This window comes from Amycolatopsis sp. NPDC001319 (assembly GCF_042896185.1).
Lineage (GTDB): Bacteria > Actinomycetota > Actinomycetes > Mycobacteriales > Pseudonocardiaceae > Amycolatopsis.
Genome location: NZ_JBIAWY010000012.1, coordinates 227,421 through 246,569 on the forward strand (window position 1 = coordinate 227,421; position 19,149 = coordinate 246,569).

Annotated in this window: 23 protein-coding genes and 2 pseudogenes; 12 read left to right on the plus strand and 13 right to left on the minus strand. The window is 71.8% G+C overall.

Translation table 11 applies throughout. The annotated features are described in order from the left end of the window. Positions 1-121: 121 nt before the first annotated feature. The 5 genes from ACFY1H_RS37990 to ACFY1H_RS38010 all read left to right on the plus strand — a co-directional run bounded on the left by ACFY1H_RS37990 (position 122) and on the right by ACFY1H_RS38010 (position 5,339). Positions 122-1,687, plus strand: coding sequence for a GAF domain-containing sensor histidine kinase (locus tag ACFY1H_RS37990; protein WP_386954635.1), 1,566 nt, complete (start codon positions 122-124; stop codon positions 1,685-1,687). 265 nt (positions 1,688-1,952) lie between these two features. Continuing rightward, positions 1,953-3,479 carry a DUF4389 domain-containing protein gene (locus ACFY1H_RS37995; protein WP_386954638.1) on the plus strand — a complete coding sequence of 509 codons (1,527 nt, stop codon included), beginning with the start codon at positions 1,953-1,955 and terminating at the stop codon, positions 3,477-3,479. Between the two features lie 26 nt (positions 3,480-3,505). Beyond that, a complete protein-coding gene (locus ACFY1H_RS38000; RefSeq protein WP_386954641.1) occupies positions 3,506-4,075 on the plus strand; it encodes a hypothetical protein in 570 nt (189 codons plus the stop codon). Positions 4,076-4,151: 76 nt separating this feature from the next. Continuing rightward, positions 4,152-4,436, plus strand: a complete 285-nt coding sequence (locus ACFY1H_RS38005) for a hypothetical protein (RefSeq protein ID WP_366583654.1) — start codon at positions 4,152-4,154, stop codon at positions 4,434-4,436. Between the two features lie 213 nt (positions 4,437-4,649). Beyond that, a complete protein-coding gene (locus ACFY1H_RS38010) occupies positions 4,650-5,339 on the plus strand; it encodes a GAF and ANTAR domain-containing protein (RefSeq protein ID WP_366583655.1) in 690 nt (229 codons plus the stop codon). On the opposite strand, the gene ACFY1H_RS38015 is transcribed toward ACFY1H_RS38010, so the two are convergent. Continuing rightward, positions 5,340-5,558 (minus strand): hypothetical protein, encoded by a 219-nt coding sequence (locus tag ACFY1H_RS38015; protein WP_366583656.1) that lies wholly within the window; start codon positions 5,556-5,558, stop codon positions 5,340-5,342. 186 nt (positions 5,559-5,744) lie between these two features. Next, complete coding sequence (locus ACFY1H_RS38020) at positions 5,745-6,362, minus strand: TetR/AcrR family transcriptional regulator (protein ID WP_386954645.1); 618 nt, start codon at positions 6,360-6,362, stop codon at positions 5,745-5,747. 92 nt (positions 6,363-6,454) lie between these two features. Between ACFY1H_RS38020 and ACFY1H_RS38025 the strand changes: the two genes are divergently transcribed. After that, on the plus strand, positions 6,455-7,294 hold the full coding sequence (locus ACFY1H_RS38025; protein ID WP_386954648.1) for an SDR family NAD(P)-dependent oxidoreductase: 840 nt from the start codon (positions 6,455-6,457) through the stop codon (positions 7,292-7,294). A 3-nt stretch (positions 7,295-7,297) separates the two neighbouring features. Here the strand turns inward: ACFY1H_RS38025 and ACFY1H_RS38030 are convergent, their stop codons facing one another. Next, positions 7,298-7,864, minus strand: a complete 567-nt coding sequence (locus ACFY1H_RS38030; RefSeq protein WP_386954651.1) for a TetR/AcrR family transcriptional regulator — start codon at positions 7,862-7,864, stop codon at positions 7,298-7,300. 95 nt (positions 7,865-7,959) lie between these two features. Between ACFY1H_RS38030 and ACFY1H_RS38035 the strand changes: the two genes are divergently transcribed. Then, complete coding sequence (locus ACFY1H_RS38035; RefSeq protein ID WP_386954654.1) at positions 7,960-8,913, plus strand: SDR family NAD(P)-dependent oxidoreductase; 954 nt, start codon at positions 7,960-7,962, stop codon at positions 8,911-8,913. Positions 8,914-8,960: 47 nt separating this feature from the next. Here the strand turns inward: ACFY1H_RS38035 and ACFY1H_RS38040 are convergent, their stop codons facing one another. The 3 genes from ACFY1H_RS38040 to ACFY1H_RS38050 form a co-directional block, all read right to left on the minus strand. Then, on the minus strand, positions 8,961-9,797 hold the full coding sequence (locus ACFY1H_RS38040) for an alpha/beta hydrolase (protein ID WP_366583661.1): 837 nt from the start codon (positions 9,795-9,797) through the stop codon (positions 8,961-8,963). Between the two features lie 152 nt (positions 9,798-9,949). After that, positions 9,950-10,507 carry a hypothetical protein gene (locus ACFY1H_RS38045; RefSeq protein WP_366583662.1) on the minus strand — a complete coding sequence of 186 codons (558 nt, stop codon included), beginning with the start codon at positions 10,505-10,507 and terminating at the stop codon, positions 9,950-9,952. Positions 10,508-10,620: 113 nt separating this feature from the next. Continuing rightward, positions 10,621-11,562 (minus strand): glycoside hydrolase domain-containing protein, encoded by a 942-nt coding sequence (locus ACFY1H_RS38050; protein ID WP_366583663.1) that lies wholly within the window; start codon positions 11,560-11,562, stop codon positions 10,621-10,623. A 728-nt stretch (positions 11,563-12,290) separates the two neighbouring features. Between ACFY1H_RS38050 and ACFY1H_RS38055 the strand changes: the two genes are divergently transcribed. Genes ACFY1H_RS38055 through ACFY1H_RS38065 form a run of 3 tightly spaced genes read left to right on the plus strand, consistent with a single transcriptional unit; the run spans position 12,291 to position 13,778 of the window. Continuing rightward, positions 12,291-12,659 (plus strand): roadblock/LC7 domain-containing protein, encoded by a 369-nt coding sequence (locus ACFY1H_RS38055; RefSeq protein WP_220247833.1) that lies wholly within the window; start codon positions 12,291-12,293, stop codon positions 12,657-12,659. 52 nt (positions 12,660-12,711) lie between these two features. Then, positions 12,712-13,083 (plus strand): hypothetical protein, encoded by a 372-nt coding sequence (locus tag ACFY1H_RS38060; protein ID WP_360598572.1) that lies wholly within the window; start codon positions 12,712-12,714, stop codon positions 13,081-13,083. A gap of 26 nt (positions 13,084-13,109) precedes the next feature. Continuing rightward, positions 13,110-13,778, plus strand: a complete 669-nt coding sequence (locus tag ACFY1H_RS38065) for a hypothetical protein (RefSeq protein ID WP_366583664.1) — start codon at positions 13,110-13,112, stop codon at positions 13,776-13,778. 25 nt (positions 13,779-13,803) lie between these two features. Here ACFY1H_RS38065 and ACFY1H_RS38070 read toward each other — a convergent pair whose 3' ends face one another. The 4 genes and pseudogenes from ACFY1H_RS38070 to ACFY1H_RS38085 form a co-directional block, all read right to left on the minus strand. Continuing rightward, positions 13,804-14,106: a zinc-binding dehydrogenase gene (locus ACFY1H_RS38070; RefSeq protein WP_366583665.1), complete on the minus strand. Its 303-nt coding sequence runs from the start codon at positions 14,104-14,106 to the stop codon at positions 13,804-13,806. A gap of 67 nt (positions 14,107-14,173) precedes the next feature. Then, positions 14,174-14,308 (minus strand): annotated as a pseudogene (locus ACFY1H_RS38075) (hypothetical protein); the annotation flags it as partial. Between the two features lie 184 nt (positions 14,309-14,492). After that, positions 14,493-14,606, minus strand: a pseudogene (locus ACFY1H_RS38080) (NADPH:quinone reductase); the annotation flags it as partial. A gap of 26 nt (positions 14,607-14,632) precedes the next feature. Further along, entirely contained in the window at positions 14,633-14,776 is a 144-nt protein-coding gene (locus tag ACFY1H_RS38085; protein ID WP_366583666.1) for a hypothetical protein, read from the minus strand. Positions 14,777-14,831: 55 nt separating this feature from the next. Between ACFY1H_RS38085 and ACFY1H_RS38090 the strand changes: the two genes are divergently transcribed. After that, positions 14,832-15,770 carry an AraC family transcriptional regulator gene (locus ACFY1H_RS38090; protein ID WP_386954662.1) on the plus strand — a complete coding sequence of 313 codons (939 nt, stop codon included), beginning with the start codon at positions 14,832-14,834 and terminating at the stop codon, positions 15,768-15,770. Continuing rightward, positions 15,673-16,359: a hypothetical protein gene (locus ACFY1H_RS38095; RefSeq protein ID WP_366583668.1), complete on the plus strand. Its 687-nt coding sequence runs from the start codon at positions 15,673-15,675 to the stop codon at positions 16,357-16,359. The genes ACFY1H_RS38090 and ACFY1H_RS38095 overlap by 98 nt, the downstream gene beginning before the upstream one ends. A gap of 83 nt (positions 16,360-16,442) precedes the next feature. Here ACFY1H_RS38095 and ACFY1H_RS38100 read toward each other — a convergent pair whose 3' ends face one another. The 3 genes from ACFY1H_RS38100 to ACFY1H_RS38110 form a co-directional block, all read right to left on the minus strand. Next, positions 16,443-17,816 (minus strand): amidase, encoded by a 1,374-nt coding sequence (locus ACFY1H_RS38100; RefSeq protein ID WP_366583669.1) that lies wholly within the window; start codon positions 17,814-17,816, stop codon positions 16,443-16,445. Between the two features lie 191 nt (positions 17,817-18,007). Then, entirely contained in the window at positions 18,008-18,343 is a 336-nt protein-coding gene (locus ACFY1H_RS38105) for a muconolactone Delta-isomerase family protein (RefSeq protein WP_366583670.1), read from the minus strand. A 41-nt stretch (positions 18,344-18,384) separates the two neighbouring features. Next, entirely contained in the window at positions 18,385-19,086 is a 702-nt protein-coding gene (locus ACFY1H_RS38110; protein ID WP_366583671.1) for an alpha/beta hydrolase family protein, read from the minus strand. Between the last annotated feature and the right edge of the window lie 63 nt (positions 19,087-19,149).

Sequence of the window (19,149 nt, forward strand, 5' to 3'; positions counted from 1 at the left end):
CGGTCCCCCACGCTGCCTCCGCGCGCCGGGCCGGGCCTAGTGCCGAACGTCCCGCGTGCCGGGTCCAAGGTCGCCGTTCACGGGTGACCCCGGGCCCGATCCGCTGTGCCACAGTGACGGGATGCCGGACGTCGACCGGGTTCCCGCGACCGCTCCGGCCGGGGAACGCGACCGGCTGGACGCGCTGCTCGCGGCCGTCGTCGGCCTGTCCTCCGGACTGGAGCTGGACGGCACGCTGCGCCGGATCGTCGCCACCGCCGCGGATCTCGTCGACGCCCGTTACGGCGCGCTCGCGGTGCTCGACGCCGACGGCGCCACCACCGGCTTCGTCGTCACCGAGTTCGACCACCTCGACCGCGCGCGGACCCCGCCGACCGGCCGCAGATCCCTTCGCGTGGCCCTGCGAGCGCGCGGCGCGCTGCTGGGGCGCCTTTACCTCACCGGAAAACGCAGCGGCACCGGGTTCACCGACGACGACGAGCAGGCCCTCGCCGCACTCGCCGCCGCGGCGGGTATCGCCGTGGACAACGCGCTCCTCTATGAGCAAGCCCGCAGCCGTCAGCGTTGGCTCGAAGCCACCGGCGAAATCTCCGCCGCCCTCCTCGGCGGCACCGAGATCAGCGAGGTCCTGCGCCTGATCGCGAGCCGCACCGCCGGTCTCACCGGTTCCGTCGACGCGCTGATCGCAGTGCCCGCGAGCGAGGAAGCGCTCGTCGTCACCGTCTGCGCGGGCCCGGACTCGGACGTCCTCACCGGCCGCCGGATCCCCGTCGCCGGGTCGACGTCCGGGGCGGTGCTGCGCGACCACGTGCCGCGCAGCGTGTCCGGGCTCGCAGTGGACCTCGCCGACGGCCCGCGCGTCGACCTCGGTCCCGCGCTCGTGGTGCTACTGCGCTCGGGCGAGTCGATCGCCGGTGTCCTGCTCGCCGTGCGCGCTCCCGGCGCGGCCCGGTTCGACGAGCAGGAGCTGCAGATCGTGTCCGCGTTCGCCGACCAGGCCGCGCTCGCGCTGCGCGACGCCGGGAACCAGGCCGCCCGCCGCGAGCTCGACGTGGTGGTCGACCGCGACCGGATCGCGCGCGACCTCCACGACCACGTGGTGCAGCGGCTGTTCGCGGTCGGGCTCCAGATGCGGGACACGGTGCGCCGCGCGGGAACGCCGGCCGTCGCGACGCGGCTGGGCCGGCACATCGACCAGCTGCAGGAGGTCATCGAGGAGATCCGCAGCGCGATCTTCGAGCTGCACGCGGCCCCGGGACGCCGCGGCGGCCTGCGCGCGAGCCTCCAGCACGCCGTCACCGAAGCGACGGGCGGCTCGGCGATCCGGACCACCGTGCGGCTGTCCGGTCCGCTCGACCGGGTGCCGCCGATCCTCGCCGAACACGCCGAAGCCGTGGTTCGCGAAGCCGTGAGCAACGTGCTGCGCCACGCCCGCGCCGGCGAACTGGCTCTCACGGTGACGCTCGGCGAGCACCTCGTGATCGAGGTCTCAGACACCGGAGTGGGTCTTCCGGCGGGGATAGCGCGCTCCTCGAGGCTGCACAACGGCTTGCGCAACCTCGAGGAGCGCGCGACCGACTCCGGTGGCACGTTTGTCGTGGAGAGCCCGCCCTCGGGCGGCACCCGTCTCGTGTGGACGGTCCCGGTGAGCCCGGCTCGCGCGGAGGTCTCCGGAGGGTCACGGTGAACCGGCCGCGGGCCGCGGCCCTGGTGGGTGCGGTCACGGCGTGCAACACTCGAACCCTGTCCTTCCCTTCGGGCGCTGCCCGGCGCCGGCTCCGGACCTCGGTGCGGTGGGACTCCACCACCGAGCGCCCGGGAAGTTCCCCACGGGTCGCGCCCGCGGTGCGATACCCGCCCGCCTCCGGCGGTTTTCGCGAACAGGTGTCCACTTCGGACCGAAGCGGACACCCGCGGCCTCGCCGGTGGCCGAGGTGAAGGAGGTGCGAGACGTGAACACCGACTACCCGGTCCACGTCGAGGCGCGGCTGGACGAACCGTTGTCCCGCTGGCTCTGGCTCGTGAAGTGGCTGCTGGCGCTGCCGCACTACCTCGTCCTGACGGTCCTGTGGATCGCCTACCCGTTCGTGGGCATCGCGGCGTTCTTCGCGATCCTCGTGACCGGCCGCTACCCGCGTTCGCTGTTCGAGTTCACCGTGGGCGTGCTGCGGTGGAGCTTCCGCGTGCAGTACTACGCCTACGCCGCGCTCGGCACCGACCGGTACCCGCCGTTCACGTTCGGCGACGTGCCCGAGTACCCGGCGCGGCTGCGGGTCGAGTACCCGCAACGGCTCTCGCGCGGTCTCGTGCTCGTGAAGTGGTGGCTGCTGGCGCTGCCGCAGCTCGTCATCGTGGGACTGTTCGTCGGCGGCGGCACGTGGCTGTTCACGCGGTCGGGCCGGTACGACTTCACCTGGGCGGCGGGCGGTCTCGTCGGCATCCTGGTGCTGATCGCGGCGGTCATCCTGCTGTTCACCGGAAAGTACCCGCGCCCGCTGTACGACTTCATCGTCGGCCTCGACCGCTGGGTGCTGCGGGTGGCCGCGTACGTGTCGCTGCTGACCGACCGGTACCCGCCGTTCCGGCTCGACCTGGGCGGCAGCGAACCAGGCGGGCCGGCGCCTTCGCCGGAACCGCTGACCCAGCCGCCGCCCGGTTCCGCGACCGAGCCGGGGACCGAGGCCGGTGCGGCACCGTTCGCCCCGCCCCCGGCACCACCGGCGAGCGGTCCCGGCCCGGCGGCCACGGGCTGGACGGGCGGCCGGATCGCCGCCGCGATCTGCGGCGCCGTGCTCGTGCTGTTCTCCACCGGCCTCCTTTCCGGCGGCAGCGCGCTGATGTGGGCCGACCGCAACCAGCGGGACGCCGACGGCTACTTCTCCGGCTCGGCCCCGTTCAACGCTTCGGGGTACGCGCTCGCGAGCAACCCCGTGCAGCTGCACGGCCTGGGCACCGGTGGCCCGGACCTCGCCGCGATCGTCGGCGACACCCGGATCCGCGCCACCGCCGTCGACACCACCCAGGGCGTCTTCATCGGCATCGCGCCGGCCGCGAGCGCGGCGCGGTACCTCGCCGGCGTCGAGCACACGACGGTGACCGACTTCGGCGACCGCGGCTCGGTCGGCGTCGACACCCCGGGCGGCGCGGCCACGATCCCGCCCGAGCAGGCGGGAATCTGGGCCGGCCAGGCCTCAGGGCCCGGCACGCAGTCCGTGGCGTGGCCCGTGCGCGGCGGGGACTGGACCGTCGTGGTGATGAACTCCGACGGGTCCCGCGGCGTCGCCGTCGACGCGGAGGCCGGTGCGACCGTGCCGGCGATCGGCTGGCTGTCGGTGCTGCTGGTCGTGGTCGGCGTGGTGTTCCTGGCCGGGGGAGTGGCGTGCATCTGGCTCGCGGCCCGCGGCGCTTCGGCGCACCGGGCGCGCACGCCCGTACCGGTGAGCGGAGGGGGTCCCGACGACGGGAGGCGAGCACCGTGACCGGTTCGGCCGACTGGTGCAGGCGGATGTGGCACGCCCTGGTCCCGCGCGGCGGCGTGGTGGTCCGGTCGTCCGACCGGTTCCAGGCGGTGGTGCTGGCCGTCTTCGTGGTGCTCGCGCTGCTGGCGGTGCCGTTCGCCGGCGTCGTCGGGTCGGAAACCGCCGCGCAGCGCGGAAACCAGGCCACCGAGGAAGCGGCGAGCCGCCACCGCGTCGACGCGACGCTGCTCGTCGACGGGCCGCCGCAGCAGGCCGTCGGCCCCGACGGCGTGCCGGGTGGGCCGCAGCCGCGCGACGCCCGGTGGCGGTTGCCCGACGGGGGTTTCCGCGTCGCACAGGTCGACGCGGATCCGTTGACCAAGGCCGGCGACACGGTCGTGGTGTGGCTCGACCGGGCCGGCGACCCGGTGCCGCCGCCCCTCGACCCGCGCACGGCCTCGGTCGAGGGTGCGATGACGGGGTTCGGGACGTGGGCGGGGTTCTGCGCGCTGCTGAGCCTGCTCTACGGCGCGCTCGTCCTCGGGCTCGACCGCGTGCGGATCCGGCGCTGGCAGCACGAGTGGACGGTGGAGCTGGACCGCAAGACGAGGTCCTGACCGGCCGGAGCCGGGGCAGGACAGGAAAAACGACTGGAGAAACGACCGGAGAAAGGCGGGATGACGGATGCTCACCATGACCCGATCGGCGATCGCGGCGATCGACCGGATCACCGAGGCCCACCACGTCGGACGGCGCGGCGGCTGCCGCCTCGTCCTCGACGGGCCGCCCCGGGCGGGAGCGGCGGTCGAGGTGGAGGTGGCGACCTGCCCCGGATTGGGCGACGACGTCGTCGCGATCGACGACACGCAGCTGTTCCTCTCTCGCGAGGCCAGGGTGGGACTCGCGGAGAAGGTCCTCGACGCGCGCGAGGACCTGGAGGGCCACTACACGTTCCTGATCGCCAACGCCCGCGGGTGACACCGGCGGGACCGGATGGGGGATCGGCACATCGGCCGCCCGGCTGAACCTTTCTGCGGCCGAAGTAACGGACAGGCGGGGAACGTCGACGCGCGGGGGCCGGAGTTGGACGTGGCGTGGGAAGGAGGACCAGTATGAACACCACGGGCGAAAACGGGGAGGGTTGCTGTGGTGGGCGATCGAGAGCTACTGATCATCCGGGCGTGTGTGTCGATGGCCGACACATTGGTCGACGATTACGACGTCGCAGACTTGCTGCACGTCTTGGCGCAGCGCTGTGTTGAGCTGTTCGAAGTGGGGGCCGCAGGGCTGACGCTCGCCGACGAGCGGGGGAGCCTCCGCGCGCTGGCGTCCTCGGAACAGGACGGGCTGCGGGAGCTGGTCAAGCTCGGCGTCGACGAGGGACCGGGCGTGGAATGCTTCCGATCCGGCACGGCAGTGCACGCGGCGTCGATCGGTGCGTACACGCAGCGGTGGCCGCGGTTCGCCGCGGCGGCGCAGCGGGCGGGGTTCGCCTCGGTGCACGCGCTGCCGCTGCGGCTGCGCGGGCTGACGATCGGCGCGCTGAACCTGTTCGGTCGCGCGAGCGTGCCGCCCGAGGACCTCGAGCTGGCGCAGGGCCTCGCGGACACCGCCACGATCGGGATCCTGCAGGAGCGCGCCATCCGCCGCGGCGAAGTGCGGTCGGACCAGCTGCAGTCGGCGCTGACCAGCCGGGTGGTCATCGAACAGGCGAAGGGCGTGTTGTCGGTCAGCGGGCACCTGTCGATGGCGGACGCGTTCGCGGCGCTGCGCCGGTATGCGCGCAGCCACAACGCGCGGCTCGGCGAAGTCGCCCGCTCGCTGGCCGAACGCGAACTCGACCCGGCCGTGGTGCTGACACGGGCGTACGGCAAGAACTGATCACGGGTTCCCCAGCTCCGGGGAAGCGCTCTCTCCGGCGGGTCGCGGCAGCCCGGACCCGACCGTCCCTTGTGGACTCTCCGGGCTCCGCACCCGGACCCGGTCGATCATCCTTTGTGCCTCGGCTTCGGTGAACCGGCCCTGGCGCACGTAGCCGACGATGGCGGCCACGGTGCTCAGGTGCGGTTCGGCGATGCCCGTCAAGTCCACGGAATCCACGGCGGCCCCTCACTCCGCTGGCTCACCGCCGGGGGCCGGGGCGGCACTTCGCACCCTACGCGCTCTCTGCGCCGTTGTGCGGGGCGCGGACACACCTTCCGTGGCAACGATTTCAGCGGTCTCCGCCCGCGGCACGGCGGCGCTGTCAGGAAAAATCCGCGCCGACGTGGGCGGAACCGGTACGGGTCAAGCGTTGCCGGCGGGGGCGACGGCGGCCATCGCCCGGTCGAGGCACGCGGCGAACGTCTCGGTCGCGCCGCCGGCGAGCCACGCGTGCTGCGCGGCGAGCAGGCACGAGAACGCGGCGCCGGCGACGGCGGGCAGCGCCGGGTCGGCCGGGTCGCACCGCGTGCCGCGGGTTTCGGCGCGCTCGCGCAGCACGGTCTCGGCCGCGGCCGCCATGCGGTGCAGCTTCTCGAGGTAGCTCGCGAGCAGTGCGGGTGTCGCGAAGACGATGCGCTGCATGGGTTCGGCGACCTCGTGCTTGCCGGGCGCGTCGACGTAGGGCACCAGCAAGTCGAACACCCGGCGCAGCGAGGTCCACGCCGGTTCGTCGAGCGGGCGCTCGCGCAGCCGTTCGACCATCGTCTCGGCCAGCACCTCGAACTTGCCGACGATCAGGTCTTCCTTGGTGGGGAAGTAGCGGAACAGGCTGCGCCGTGACAGCCCCGCGGCCTCGGCGACGTCGTCCATCGTCGTGCGCTCGTAGCCGTGCTCGACGAACAACCGCTGCGCGGCCTCGGTGATGTCCTGCTGCACGGCCCGGCGGGTCCGTTCGCGCAGGCCGGGGCGGTGGTCGGTCACCGGCCCACCCTAGCAGCGTCGGGCGGAGTTGGCACTGAGTGCCAAGAGTGGCGTACAGTGCCGATCAAGCAAGCCCGAGAGCGAGGAGCGTCATGTCCGAACCGAAGACGATCGTGATCACCGGTGCCAGCGACGGCATCGGTGCGGCCGCGGCCCGCCGCCTGCACGCCGAGGGCCACCGGGTCGTGGTCGCCGGGCGCTCGCCCGCCAAGACCGAGGCTGTTGCGAAGGAGCTCGGGGTCGAGCACCACGTCGCCGACTTCGCGCGCTTCGCCGAGGTGCGCGACCTGGCCGCCGCGCTCGACGCGGCCCACCCGCGCATCGACGTCCTCGTGAACAACGCCGGCGGCATCTTCGGCGACCGCGCCAAGACCGAGGACGGCTTCGAGAAGACCCTGCAGGTCAACCACCTGTCGCCGTTCCTGCTCACGACGGTGCTGATGGACAAGCTGCTGGCGTCGCGCGCCTCGGTGATCCAGACGTCGAGCTCGGGCGCCCGGCTGTTCGGCGACCTGCGGCTCGACGACCTCGACCACGACGCCGCGTTCACCCCGCACAAGGCCTACGGCACCGCGAAGCTGGAGAACATCCTGTTCACCCGCGAGCTCCACACCCGGTTCCACGCGCGGGGCCTGTCCGCGGCCGCGTTCCACCCCGGCGCCGTCGCCACGGCCTTCGCGACCGAGAGCTCCAGTTTCTTCCGGCTGGTCTACAACAACCCGCTCGGCCGGATGGCCATGGTCAGCCCGGAGAAGGGCGCGCGCCAGCTGGTCTGGCTGGCGACCAGCGAGCCCGGTGCCGAATGGGAGTCCGGCGCGTACTACGAGCGTGGCAAGGTCGCGCGGCGCGTGAACCCGCAGGCCACTGACGACGACCTCGCCCGCCGGCTGTGGGACCGCTCGGCCGAGCTGGTCGGGGTGAAGACGGCCTGAGGCTCAATGGGGCCGGAGCCCGGCCACGACCAGGTCCAGCAGCCGTGACGCCAGCTCGCGCTGGTCCTCGTGGCCCGCGATGAGGGTGACGCCGCCGATCGCCATCATCACGTCGTCGGCCGGGACGTCGGCGCGCAGCGTCCCGGCTTCGGCCGCGGCGGCCAGCATGCGGCCGATCGCCGCGCGCAGCAGGTCGCGGCTGTGCGTGCGCAGGCCTTCGCGTGCGGCCAGGATGCCGGGCAGGGCTTCGGCCATCCCGTTCTTGGTGAGCGTGTAGTCCACGAACCGCTCCGCCCACGCGCGCAGGGCGGCGTCGGCCGGCAGCTCGGCGAGCAGGTCCGCGGCGGATCCGGCCAGGCGTTCGGTCTCGCTGCGATAGGTCGCCTCCACCAGGTCTTCCCGGGCCGGGAACCGCCGGTACAGCGTGGCGATGCCGACGCCGGCCTCCTTCGCGATGGCCTTGAGCGAGGTGTCCGCCCCCTGGAGGGAGAACGCGCGCGCCGCGGCATCGAGGATGCGGTCCTGGTTCTCCTGCGCGTCGGCCCGCAGCGACCGTCCGGTGTTCGTCACGCCACTCCTCTTTGCTAAGTGGACCCGCATCCGCTTATAGTCGTAAGTGGAACCGGCTCCACATACGAGACTAGCGGAGCAGAGAGGACAGCACCATGACCCAGCGAGTGACCACGCCCTTCGGTGCGACGTCCACGGCGGCCGAGGTGGTCGCCGGGGTCGACCTGAGCGGCCGGCGCGCCGTGGTGACGGGGGCGGCGTCGGGGATCGGCGAGGAGACGGCCCGCGCGCTCGCGTCGGCCGGTGCGGAGGTGACGCTGGCCGTGCGCGATCCGGCGGTGGGGGAGCGGGTGGCGCGGGAGATCGCGGCGAGCACGGGCAACTCCGCCGTGCTCGTGGCCACGCTCGACCTGGCCGACCCGGCCTCGGTCGGCGCGTTCGTGGCGGCCTGGTCAGGGCCGTTGCACACCCTGGTTGCCAACGCCGGCGTGATGGCGACGCCCGAGCGGCGGACGGCGCAGGGCTGGGAGCTGCAGTTCGCCACCAACCACCTCGGTCACTTCCAGCTGGCGACCGGCCTGCACGGCGCGCTCGCCGCGGCGGGAGACGCCCGCGTGGTCGTGGTCAGCTCGGTGGGACACGTCAACGGCGAGGTGCTCTTCGACGACGTCTCCTTCACCCGCACGCCGTACGACCCGTGGGCGGCCTACAGCCAGTCGAAGACGGCCAACATCCTCTTCGCCGTCGAGGCGGCCCGGTTGTGGGCCGCCGACGGGATCACGGTGAACGCGCTCAACCCGGGCCGCATCTGGTCCACGAACCTCGGCCGGCACAGGGAGAACCCGCCGTCGGCCTTCGACCCCTCCGGCGCGACCGGCGTTTCGGTGAAGGACATCCCGCAGGGCGCCGCGACTTCGGTGCTGCTCGCCGCGTCGCCGCTCGTGGCGGGCGTGAGCGGGAAGTACTTCGAAGACTGCCAGGAGGCCGAACCGTTCACCGAGGGTGTGCGACGCGGCGTCGCGGGCTTCGCGCTCGACCCGGCGAAGGCGCGGCGGCTGTGGGCGCTTTCGGAGGAACTGCTCGCCGAGGCGGGGCATCCGGTCGTGTGACCGGCACGCCGGTGTGGTGCCGGAACGCACCACACCGGCGCGGGCCGTCACTCGCGCAGGAAGGTGAGCAGCTCGGCGTTGAAGGTGGCGGCGTGGGTGACGTTGAGGCCGTGCGGGGCGTCCTCGACGAGCACGAGCCGGCTGCCGGGGATGGCGTCGGCGGTCCGCTTCCCGCTGAACTCGAAGGGCACGATCGCGTCCGAGTCGCCGTGGATGACCAGCGTCGGGATGGTGAAGGCCTTCAGGTCGTCGCGGAAGTCGGTCTTGGTGAACGCGGTGGTGCAGTCCAGCGTGCCCTTCGGGGAGGCGAACGCGGCGATCACCGTGTTGTAGGCGTGCACCGACGGGCTGACCAGGTCGGTGCGGCCCTTGACGGAGAAGAAGTTCGTGACGAACCCTTCGACGAACGCGGGGCGGTCGGCGCGGATCCCGTCGTGGAAGCCCGTGAGCGCGGCTTCGTCGAGACCGCCTTCGGGGTTGCCGTCCTCCTTGTACAGGTACGGCGGCACGGCCGCGGCGAACACGGCCTTGGCGACCCGGCTGGTGCCGTAGCGGCCGACGTAGCGCGCGACCTCGCCGCCGCCCATCGAGAAGCCGACGAGCGTGACGCCGGTGAGGTCGAGGGCCGCGAGGAGCTTGTCGAGGTCGTCGGCGAAGGTGTCGTAGTCGTAGCCGTCCCACGGCTGCGACGACTGCCCAAACCCGCGGCGGTCGTAGGTGATCACACGGTAGCCGTCTTCGACGAGCGCCGGAACCTGGCCCTCCCACGACCGGCTCGACAGGGGCCAGCCGTGGATCAGCACGACCGGGCGGCCCGCGCCGTGGTCTTCGTAGTAGAGCTCGATCGGCGCGCCGTTTTCTTCCCCGACTGTCACCTTGGGCATGAGCTGTCCTCTCGTGCGCGAAACGGAGTGGGTGCGGAGCCTCGGGTCGTGGCGTCGTTGCCGGCACCGGTGCTGCCGAGGTGAACGCTAGTCGGGTGCGGTGGTGTGGCGGCAGTACCGCGACCGGTGAACTTCCCGGTCGTACCCGACACCTAGGTCGTTGCCGCGGTGCTCGGGGTACTCGGCGCGCTCGGGGCGCCCGGGGTGCTCGAGGTGCTCGAGGTGCCGCCGCACACGGAGAGGGCGGCGCCGACCGACGTGGCGACCTGCGTCGCGGCGGTGCGCAGCGCGGTGACGTCGAGCGGCTGGGTCGTCAGCACGTCCTGCAGTTGCTGGACCGCGCTGCCGGCGGCGTCGAGGTCGGACCGCGCTTCCGGCCCGACGACGGCCCGGGCGGCGTCGAGGGACGACCGCAGGTCACGCGCCGCGGTGGCCACCTCGTCGCGGCTGGCCTGGCCGGTGACGAGCGAGGCCGTCTTGGTCGCGAGGTTCTGGGCCGCCGTGGCGACGGCGGCGCACTCGACGCGCGAGTCACCCGAGGTCGGCGCGGGAGAGGCCGGTGCGGACAGCGCGCTGGACGGCGCCGGCGTCGGTCCGCTTTGGCCGCCCGAGCACGCGGCGGTGACCGCGAGCGCGCCGAGCAGCGCCGCGGCGGCCGCGACGGCCCGCCGCGCCGTGGGACGGCGTCCGGCGCCGGTTTCCTCGGCCACGTCCGCCTCCTCGTGTGCGCGCCGACGGTGGTCTGCTCGCCATCGTCGCGACCCGGGCGGCTTGCCCGCCTCGCCCGGTCCGGGTGAGGCGGTGCCCGCCGGCGGCCGGGAGGTCAGCGGAAGGACAGCGACGCGATCCGCTCGGGGTGGCCGGGGGAGTACGAGTAGATGATCGACCCCTGCGTCGCGCCCGCGACCACGCGGATCTTCCACGGGCGGAGGCGGTCCACCCGGAAGTCCTCCTCGTAGCTCCACTTGTAGTCGAAGTTGGTCCCGGTGGGAAGGGACTCCCCGGCCTGCCAGATCCCGTGCACGACGAGGAAGTCGATCGGGCAGTTGACGCGGAGCTGGGTGGCCCCGGTGGGGATGTCGAAGGAGAGGCTGCGGTTGTCTCCGGACGCCAGCTGCATGTTCCACTCCTCGTCGTTCTGGACACCGGGCGCGCCCGGCCGGGTGGGGGTGAACGGGATCGGGTGCCGGATCAGGACCCGGTCGGTCTGGATGCCGCCGACCTGCGGCTGGACGTTGTTGTCCTGCCAGCCGTGCACGAAGTCGCGGACCTCGGACTGGCGGCCGCACTGGACGAAGTAGTCGACGTGGCCGACCGCGGCGTCCATGGCGTCGGCGAACCCGTATGCGCCGGTGCGGCCGCGGCCGAGGATGCTGACCGCGCCGTCGAGGTAGCCGCGCCACAGGGCGGGGGTGATGGTCGGGAACCCGGCTGAGGTGAACCACCGGTCCGCGCAGAAGAACACGACGCCGGGGAATCCGAGGAGGTTCGCCCCGGCGAGAGCGCGCCTGCCGTATTCCTGCCCCTGTGCGAACCCGCCCATCGGATCGTTCTTGCCCACCTCGAAGTACAGGGCGATCCCGAGCCCGGCCGCGCGGTGGTCGTTGTACTCGGTGGTGTTCGTGTGCTTGGTGCTCAGCAGGTTCGGCGCGTCGATGTACCGGATCACCCCGGTCGGATGCTCGCCGTCCGGCCCGACCGGTGTGGCCAGGATTTCGGCGGCGGACAATTTCTTGCTGCTGTAGTCGATCCACCAGGTGGCCATGACACCGTCCCCTCGAGTGGCTCCGGCCGGCTCCCATAATGCAGGCATTGTCCGGTTTTGGTAAGGCTTTCTGTTGCGGCCATTCGGGCTAATCCGGGCCCTCCTGGTCCGGCACTGTCCACATCGGAGTGCCGCGCACCACACTCGAACCGCGAAGATGAATAGGCCGAATTGCGGTATTAGTGGCGGCCGAATGGGTGCATTCGGCGAGCGACGTGGTGTGTTTCACAGTTGTACCAGTCCTGCGTTATCGGCCGACCGGAGCAGGCGCGACCAGGTGAGTGGACGGTAAATCCAGCGCCGGCGGCCGCGATTCCCCGCTCGCGTCGTAGCAGTTCGCGCGGGTGATCGAAGACGGCAAACGCCCCCGGCCGTGATGCGGTGATCTTTTGACGTCGACCAGACCATTTCCTCGGTTCTGGTGCGCGGTGACGGGATGCGGTTGGGCTGATCGTGTGGCGCCGCAAGTGATCTTGTGTCGCTGGTTGGCCGAGAGTGGTGGTTTGGGTAGTGTCTGCGCTCGCAAGAGTGACCCCGATGGGCGATGATCGAGTCGGCCGGCCGGGTTTCGCACCACGAATTGACTCGGAGTCATTGCTGGAACGTGATCATCGGACTGACTCCGAATGTGCTGTGCGCGGATCTTGCCCACCCGGTCACCGGGGTACACCGGGTCTTCGGAATTCCATCCGATCCGTTCGTCCTTTTCGATGCAGGAAGAAAGAATAGTGGATTTCGACGCGCTGGCCGCCGAGCTGAGAAAACTCCGGGAAAACGTCGCCGGCGTCACCGACACGGTGCTCGCGGCGGTCGACGGGATACCGATCATGGCCGACGCGGCCGACCACCTGGATCCCGCGAAGCTGTCCGCGCTGGCGGCCGCCGACCTCGGGATCGCGCGCCAGGCGTCGGAGGTGTGCGGGCAAGGCACGTTGAAGCAGACCGTGGTTTTCAGCAGTGACGGCTACATGGCCGTCTACGCGATCGGCCGCGTGGCGGTGCTGGTCGTCATGGGGGACAAGGGACTCAATGTCGGCCGCCTGCTGTTCGAGTCCCGCCCCGTGATCGAGCGGCTCGGCGCGATCCTGGCCGCCTAGCCGAATCCGGCACCCCGTCCACCACCAGTTCACAGGAGGAGTTCGAGTGATGATGAACATCGACACCGCGTTGAAGGAAGCCATGTCGATCGCCGGCGCCATCGGCGTCGCGCTGGTCGACTACGACAGCGGGATGTCGCTCGGCACGAGCGGCGGCGGCGACTGGCTGGACCTCGAGGTCGCCGCGGCCGGCAACACCGAGGTGGTGCGGTCCAAGCTGCGGGTGATGGCGTCGCTCGCGCTCAACGACAGCATCGAGGACATCCTGATCACGCTGCACCGCCAGTACCACCTGATCCGCCTGCTGAACTCGGTCGGTTCCCGGAACTCGCTGTTCCTCTACCTGGTGCTGGACCGCGAACGCGCGAACCTGGCGCTGGCGCGGCACTACCTCAAGCGCATCGAAACGGACCTGCAGGTGTAGCCGGGACCCCACACGAGGAGGCGGTGATGACCGGAGGCGGGTCCAGCGTCGCTCTCACCATCGGCTCGGCGTTCATGACCGACCTCGGGTCCCCGTTCCCGGCGAAGATGAACCTCGCGGGTGACGAGCTGGAGTTCACGTTCGTGCTGTCGGGCCACCCGCCCGGCGACGTCTCGGAGTGGGTGCGGCTGCGGTCCGGTGTCGGACTGGCCGGCCGGGTGCCCCGCTTCAGCGCCGACGCGGGCGGGCGCCGGCTCCGCGTCGAGCTCACCGGGACCGCGATCGGCGCCCTGATCGTGCCGTTGGCGGATCTGGCGCCGGCCGGGGTCGACTCCTTGCACCCCGGCCCGTGGCAGAACCGGATGACCACCACGGTGCAGCTCGCCGTGGACGAGATCGCGCGGATGCTGTCGAGGTGCCGGCACCGGGCCGGGGGCGCCGAGCCGCTGATCGACCTGGAACTGTCCTACGAGCCGGACCGGGAGTACCGCACCCGCGTCGCGGAGGTCCACGAGCGGGTGCGCGCCTTCGTGTCTCCGGTCCGGCCCGTGCTGGAACTGCGCTGGCGCGCGGTGACCCCGGCGCAGCGCAAGGCCCTGCTCGACGAGCTGCCCGACATCGTCCCGGCCCGCAGGTGGTTCCGCCGCAGCCGCACCACGACGATCATGGGACTCGACGTGGAGTTTCCGTCCTGAGTGGACGGTCCCCGGCGGTGCGCGGTCAGGGCAGCACGACGAGTTTCCCGGTGGCACGGTCGTTTTCCAGGTGGCGGTGGGTCTCGGCGATGTCCACGAGGCCGAAGACCCGGTCGACGTTGGGCCGGTACCCGCCGGCTTCGACCTCGCGGACGACCCGCTGCAGCGCGGCCGTGCTGCCCTTGACGGTGTCGCTGTGGAACGCCGTGAGCTTCGTCCCGGACGGGATCATCGCGATCGGTTCGAGGTCGGGGATCACCCACCCGCTCAGCGAACCCGCCACGCACGCGGTCCCGCCGCGGCGGACCAGGCCCAGCGAGTCGACCACCGGTGCTCGCCCCGACGAGGTCCAGCACGTGGTCGGGTCCGCCGGGCCAGAGCGCGTGGACGCTCGCGGCGAGCGAGCCGCCGGGGTCGAGGAGCACGTGGTCGACACCGGCGGCGCGCAGGGCGTCGGCCTTGGCCGGCTGCCGGGTCGTCCCCGCGATCTCGACCCCGTGGGCGGCCGCGATCGACGCGGCGGCCGGCACCGACGACGTCCCGCGGCGGATGAGCAGCCGCCCGTGCGTGGCCGCCAGGGTTGTCCAGCGCGCCCTGGGCGGTCAGGTACGTCTCCGGCAGGGCGGCGAGGACCTCCCACGGCAAGGTCGTCGTGACCGGCATCAGCAGCGGGTTCGGCACCAGGGCGTACTCCGCGTAGCCGCCGTCGAACTGCCGCCCCAGTTCACCCATCACGGCCGCGACGGTGGTGCCCTCCGGCAGCAGGGGATCGGTGGAGGCGGCGACGGTTCCCACGCACTCGATGCCCAGCACCCGCGGGAACCTCACGTCGGGGGAATGCCCCTGGCGCGTCCTCAGTCCGACCGGTTCAGGCCCGTGCCGCGCACCCGCACCAGGCTCCAGCCTTCCCGCACGGCCGGCACCGGCACCTCACGGACCTCCAGCACCTCCGGCCCGCCCGCCCGGACGCACACCGCCGCTCGCATCGTCGTCGTCATGCCGTGCACTCTCACCCGGCTGCAGCGTGTCCGGCCACCGGTAAAATGCCAACCCATGCCCGACGGCCGCCAACCTGCCCACTCGCACGTCTGGCCGTCCGGCGGCGCGCACCGGTGGCCGTCGGGCGGAACCAGCCCCGTGTCGTCCCACTCGCGCGGCCACCTGGTCTACGCGGCCCGCGGCGTCCTGTCCGTCCACACCGGACAGGGCACCTCCATCGTCCCGGCCAACCGCGTCGCCTGGACCCCCGCCGGCGCCGGCCACCAGCACCGCGCCCACGGCGACACGGACATGCGGATCGTCTTCCTGCCCCCGTCGCTGGCCCGGCTCGTGCCGGACCACCCCGCCGTGTTCACCGCGTCCGACCTCGCCCGCAGCGTGCTGCTGACCCTCACCGGCCCCCGCAACTACGACCCCGCGGCGCGCCCCCTCGCCCCCGCCGCGCGCGCCCGCCTCCGCCGCGTCCTCGTCGACGAGCTCCACGCGGCCCCCGAACAGCCCCTGCACCTGCCGGACCCCTACGACGACCGCCTGCGCGCCGTCGCCCGTGTGCTCTCCGAAAACCCCGCGGACAATACCCCTCTCGCCGACCTGGGACGGACGACCGGCGCCAGCGCCCGCACCCTCAGCCGCCTGCTCCACCACGAACTCGGCATGACCTTCCACGAGTGGCGCACCCAGCTGCGCATCCACCACGCCCTCGTCCTCCTGTCCGAGGGCCACGACACCACCCACGTCGCGCACGCCTGCGGCTGGGCCAACCCGAGCCACTTCATCGCCGCGTTCGGCAACCTCGTGGGCACGACACCTGGGCGGTACCGCGGGTGCTCGCGATTTCCTGCGGATTCGGCCATGAGGTCAAAGATCGTTCTACGTTGCTCGATACGCTTCACCGATGACGGTCAAGCGACGCGGGCTTCTGGACCAGCAGCAGGCCCTCGGCCGGCACCGGCGGCAACTCGGCCGGGTTCATGTCACCATCGACGACCTTGAAGCTCTCCGAGAGCTTCTCGACGAGGGTCTCGCCGACGGGGCGACTCGCACCGAGTTCGAATTCGACGGCGGCTCGTTCGAGGAGCCGTCGGACCTTCCGAAGCTGTCTGATGCAGAGCTTCGTCGCATCGTCGTGAAGTCGGCAAAGGCCGAGGTGATCCTCGCCAGTACCCAGGCGGTCGCGATCGGCGAACGGCATGTGAGCGAAGCCGTTTACACGCGGTGGGCACGGGCACGGCAGACGAAGGACCGACCTGGCCCCCGACCGTCCGCCCGCTACCGGGCGGCGGCATGGCCTTATCTTTTCGCGGCGGTGCTGGCTGTGATCACGCCCTTGAGAATTGTTTCCGATATGGGTGCCGCCGGCTGGTTTCTGGGCGGCGGGTTGACGTTCCTGGCCGTTGTGTCGGGCACGTGGTCGCTCCAGCGGCTCCCCAAGTCTTATGCCGCGGTGCACGCAGTGAGCAACGAGGACTACCGAAAACACCGCACCGAGGCAAGCCACGCCTGGCGCTCGGCGATGATCGGTTTGACCGGCGTCTTCGTCACGCTGGTCATCGGAGTTCTGACTTTCGTCCTGAAGAAGTAGATCGCGGTCGACGAGCCGTGCGAGGTGGCCGGGGGTGTTGCCCGGCCCGTCGACCGCGTAGTGCGGCCAGGGCAGGGCGCGGACTACCGGGAGACGCTGCCCACCAGGTCCGGGCGGCCCAGTCCCTCGTCGGCGATCCAGTTCGCCACCTCGAACAGCTCCGCGTCGCGGTTGGTGCGGCCCAGGATCTGCAGGCCGAGGGGCAGACCCTCGTCCGCCAGGACCGGGAGGGTCAAGGCGGGGCAGCCGAGCAGGGACGCCGTCACGTTCATGGCGACGTTGCCGGTCGAGTCGAGGCCCGTCGGGGCGGCGCCGCAGGCGGCGAGGGTGATCGTGGCGTCGAAGTGGGCCGCGGTGGTCTCGTAGGTGGCGCGGGCGGCGGCGCGCTGGGCGAGGAGCTCGCGGTATTCGTGCTGGGTCATCGCTTCGGCGATCTTCAGGCGTTCACGCGCGTCGAGGCTGAGCTTGGTGGCGTCCAGGTCGGCGTAGGTGTTGAGCGGCCAGCGGCCCTCCCAGGCGACGATGGCCTGCGTGAGCCGCAGTGCGTCGGCGACGGCGGTTTCGGCCGTTTCGATCCGCTCGTCCTGCGTGCGGTCCAGGACCTCGATGCCGTGCTCCTGCAGGCGTTGCCTCGCCGCGGCGAAGGCCTGGCGCGCGCCTTCGGTGGTCGCGCTCCAGCCGCCGGTTTCGAGGACGGCGAGCTTCATCGGCTTGGTACGCCGGGTGAAGTCCACGTCGCCGGCGAGGCCGCCGTAGCCGGGGTCGCCGCCGGCGCGGTCGGCGATGGCGCGCAGGACCGCCCAGGTGTCGGCGAGCGTCGCGCCGATCGAGCCCTGGCAGCTCTGGCTGAAGTGGTCGTGCGAACCACTCCGGTTGACGGCGCCGACGCTCGGCTTGAAACCCACCGCGCCGCAGAAGCTCGACGGGCGCAGGATCGAGCCGAGCAGCTGCGTGCCCAGGCCCACCGGGACCATGCCGGCCCCGACGGCCGCCGCCGTGCCGCTGGACGAGCCGCCCGGCGTGCGGCTCGGGTCGTGCGGGTTCGTGGTCTCGTGCCACGGGTGCTTCGAGGCCAGCTCGGTCGTGGTGGTCTTGCCCACGATCACCGCGCCCGCCTCGCGCAACGCGTGCACGCTCGCCGAGTCGCGGTTGCCTTCGGTGCCTTCCCACAGCGGCGAGCCCTGCCCGGTCGGCATGTCGGCGGTCTCGATGATGTCCTTGATCGCCACGGGCATGCCGTCGATCGGCGACAGCGGTTGCCCGGCGGCCCACCGCCGCGCCGCCTCGTCCGCCGCCTGCCGCGCCCCTTCGCGGTTGAGGACGACGAACGCGGCCACCGTGGGGTCGAGCTCGTCGATGCGGGTCAGCGTTTCTTCGAGGTAGGCACGGGGACTGAGCCGCCCGGATCGCAAGTCTTCGCTGTGCGAAACGTAGCCCCGCAGGCGATTTCCGGTCACGCGGGCACCCCCGGGATCTCGACGTTTTCCCCGCACCGGCGCCACATCGGATTCGAAAGCATGCCCCCCATCCTGCGTCACGGAACGAGAAGACGCTACGGCCGCGGCGGATCCATCGAAGTGATGTTCGCGCCGCCCGGCGGATGGGCACGATGCGCTCGCGGCCGTTCGGCACCATCCGCCGGCGGTGGTCACGCCCGGGTTGCGCCGTTCGTCCCGGCCGCCGCGGCGGCGAGGTTCACGACCTCGGGCAGCAGCTCCTGCGGATGGGTCGCGAGGGCTTCGACTTCGACGTCGAGGTAGGGGAACAGCGGCAGCGAGGTGAGGATCTCGTGCAGGTGCGTGGCGTCCCGGGCCTCGTACAGGGCGAGCGTGCCGCGTTTGCCGGGCAGCCGCCAGAGTTTCGTCAGGACGCCCTCGGCGCGCAGCCGCATCGCGAGGGCGCGCTCTTGTGCTCGCAGCTCACCGATGTGGTCCGCGGTCAGGTGCGGGGGGAAACTGGTGGTCGATCGGACCAGGAACTCCATGGAGGCTCTCTCTGTTCGGAGTGGACTCGGCGTGAGCCGGTTCAGACGGTGACGCGCTGCAAGGCGCCGGCGAGCTCGGCCGGAGCCGTGACCATGGCCTCGTGCCCGGTGCACAGCTCCTGGACGTCGTACCCGCGCTCGGCGGCTCGCTTGGCGTAGGGCGCGAACACGGCCATCCAGTCGGTGCAGTCGAGGTAGGTCGCCGGCAGGTCACGCGGCAGCGCGGCGCTCACGGGGTCCAGGTAGGTCTTCCAGGGATGGGGTGACAGCCGCGGGGTCAGCCAGTCCAGATCGTCCTGTTCGGTCACTCCGAGGACTTCCAGCGAGCGCGGCGGGATCAGCCACCCGAAACCGGGTCCGGCCACGGATTCCCGGTAGTGCCCGGCCACGTGGTCGGGCAGCAGGTCGATCGCGCGCTCGCCGGCGTCGGCGACGAACGCGTCCAGGTACACCGCATGCCCGATCCGGGCGCGGCTCCTCGCCGCCACCTCGGTGACGACCTGCCCGGCGTAGCTGTGTCCCACCAGGACCACGTCCGTCAGGTCCCACGCCTCAAGCAGGGCGAGTACGTCCTCGGTGTGCGTTTCGAGCCCCACGTCCGGGGAGATCAGGTGGCGCCGGTCGCTGATCCCCGTCAGCGTCGGCGCGAAGACCCGGTGCCCGAGCCGCTGGAGTTCGGCTGTCACCCGCTGCCAGCACCAGCCGCCGTGCCAGGCCCCGTGAACCAGTACGTAGGTGCTCATCCCGCCCCTTCGTTATGCGAACTACATCCTCACGCAGATTGCGCGACAGGATTGTTAACAATA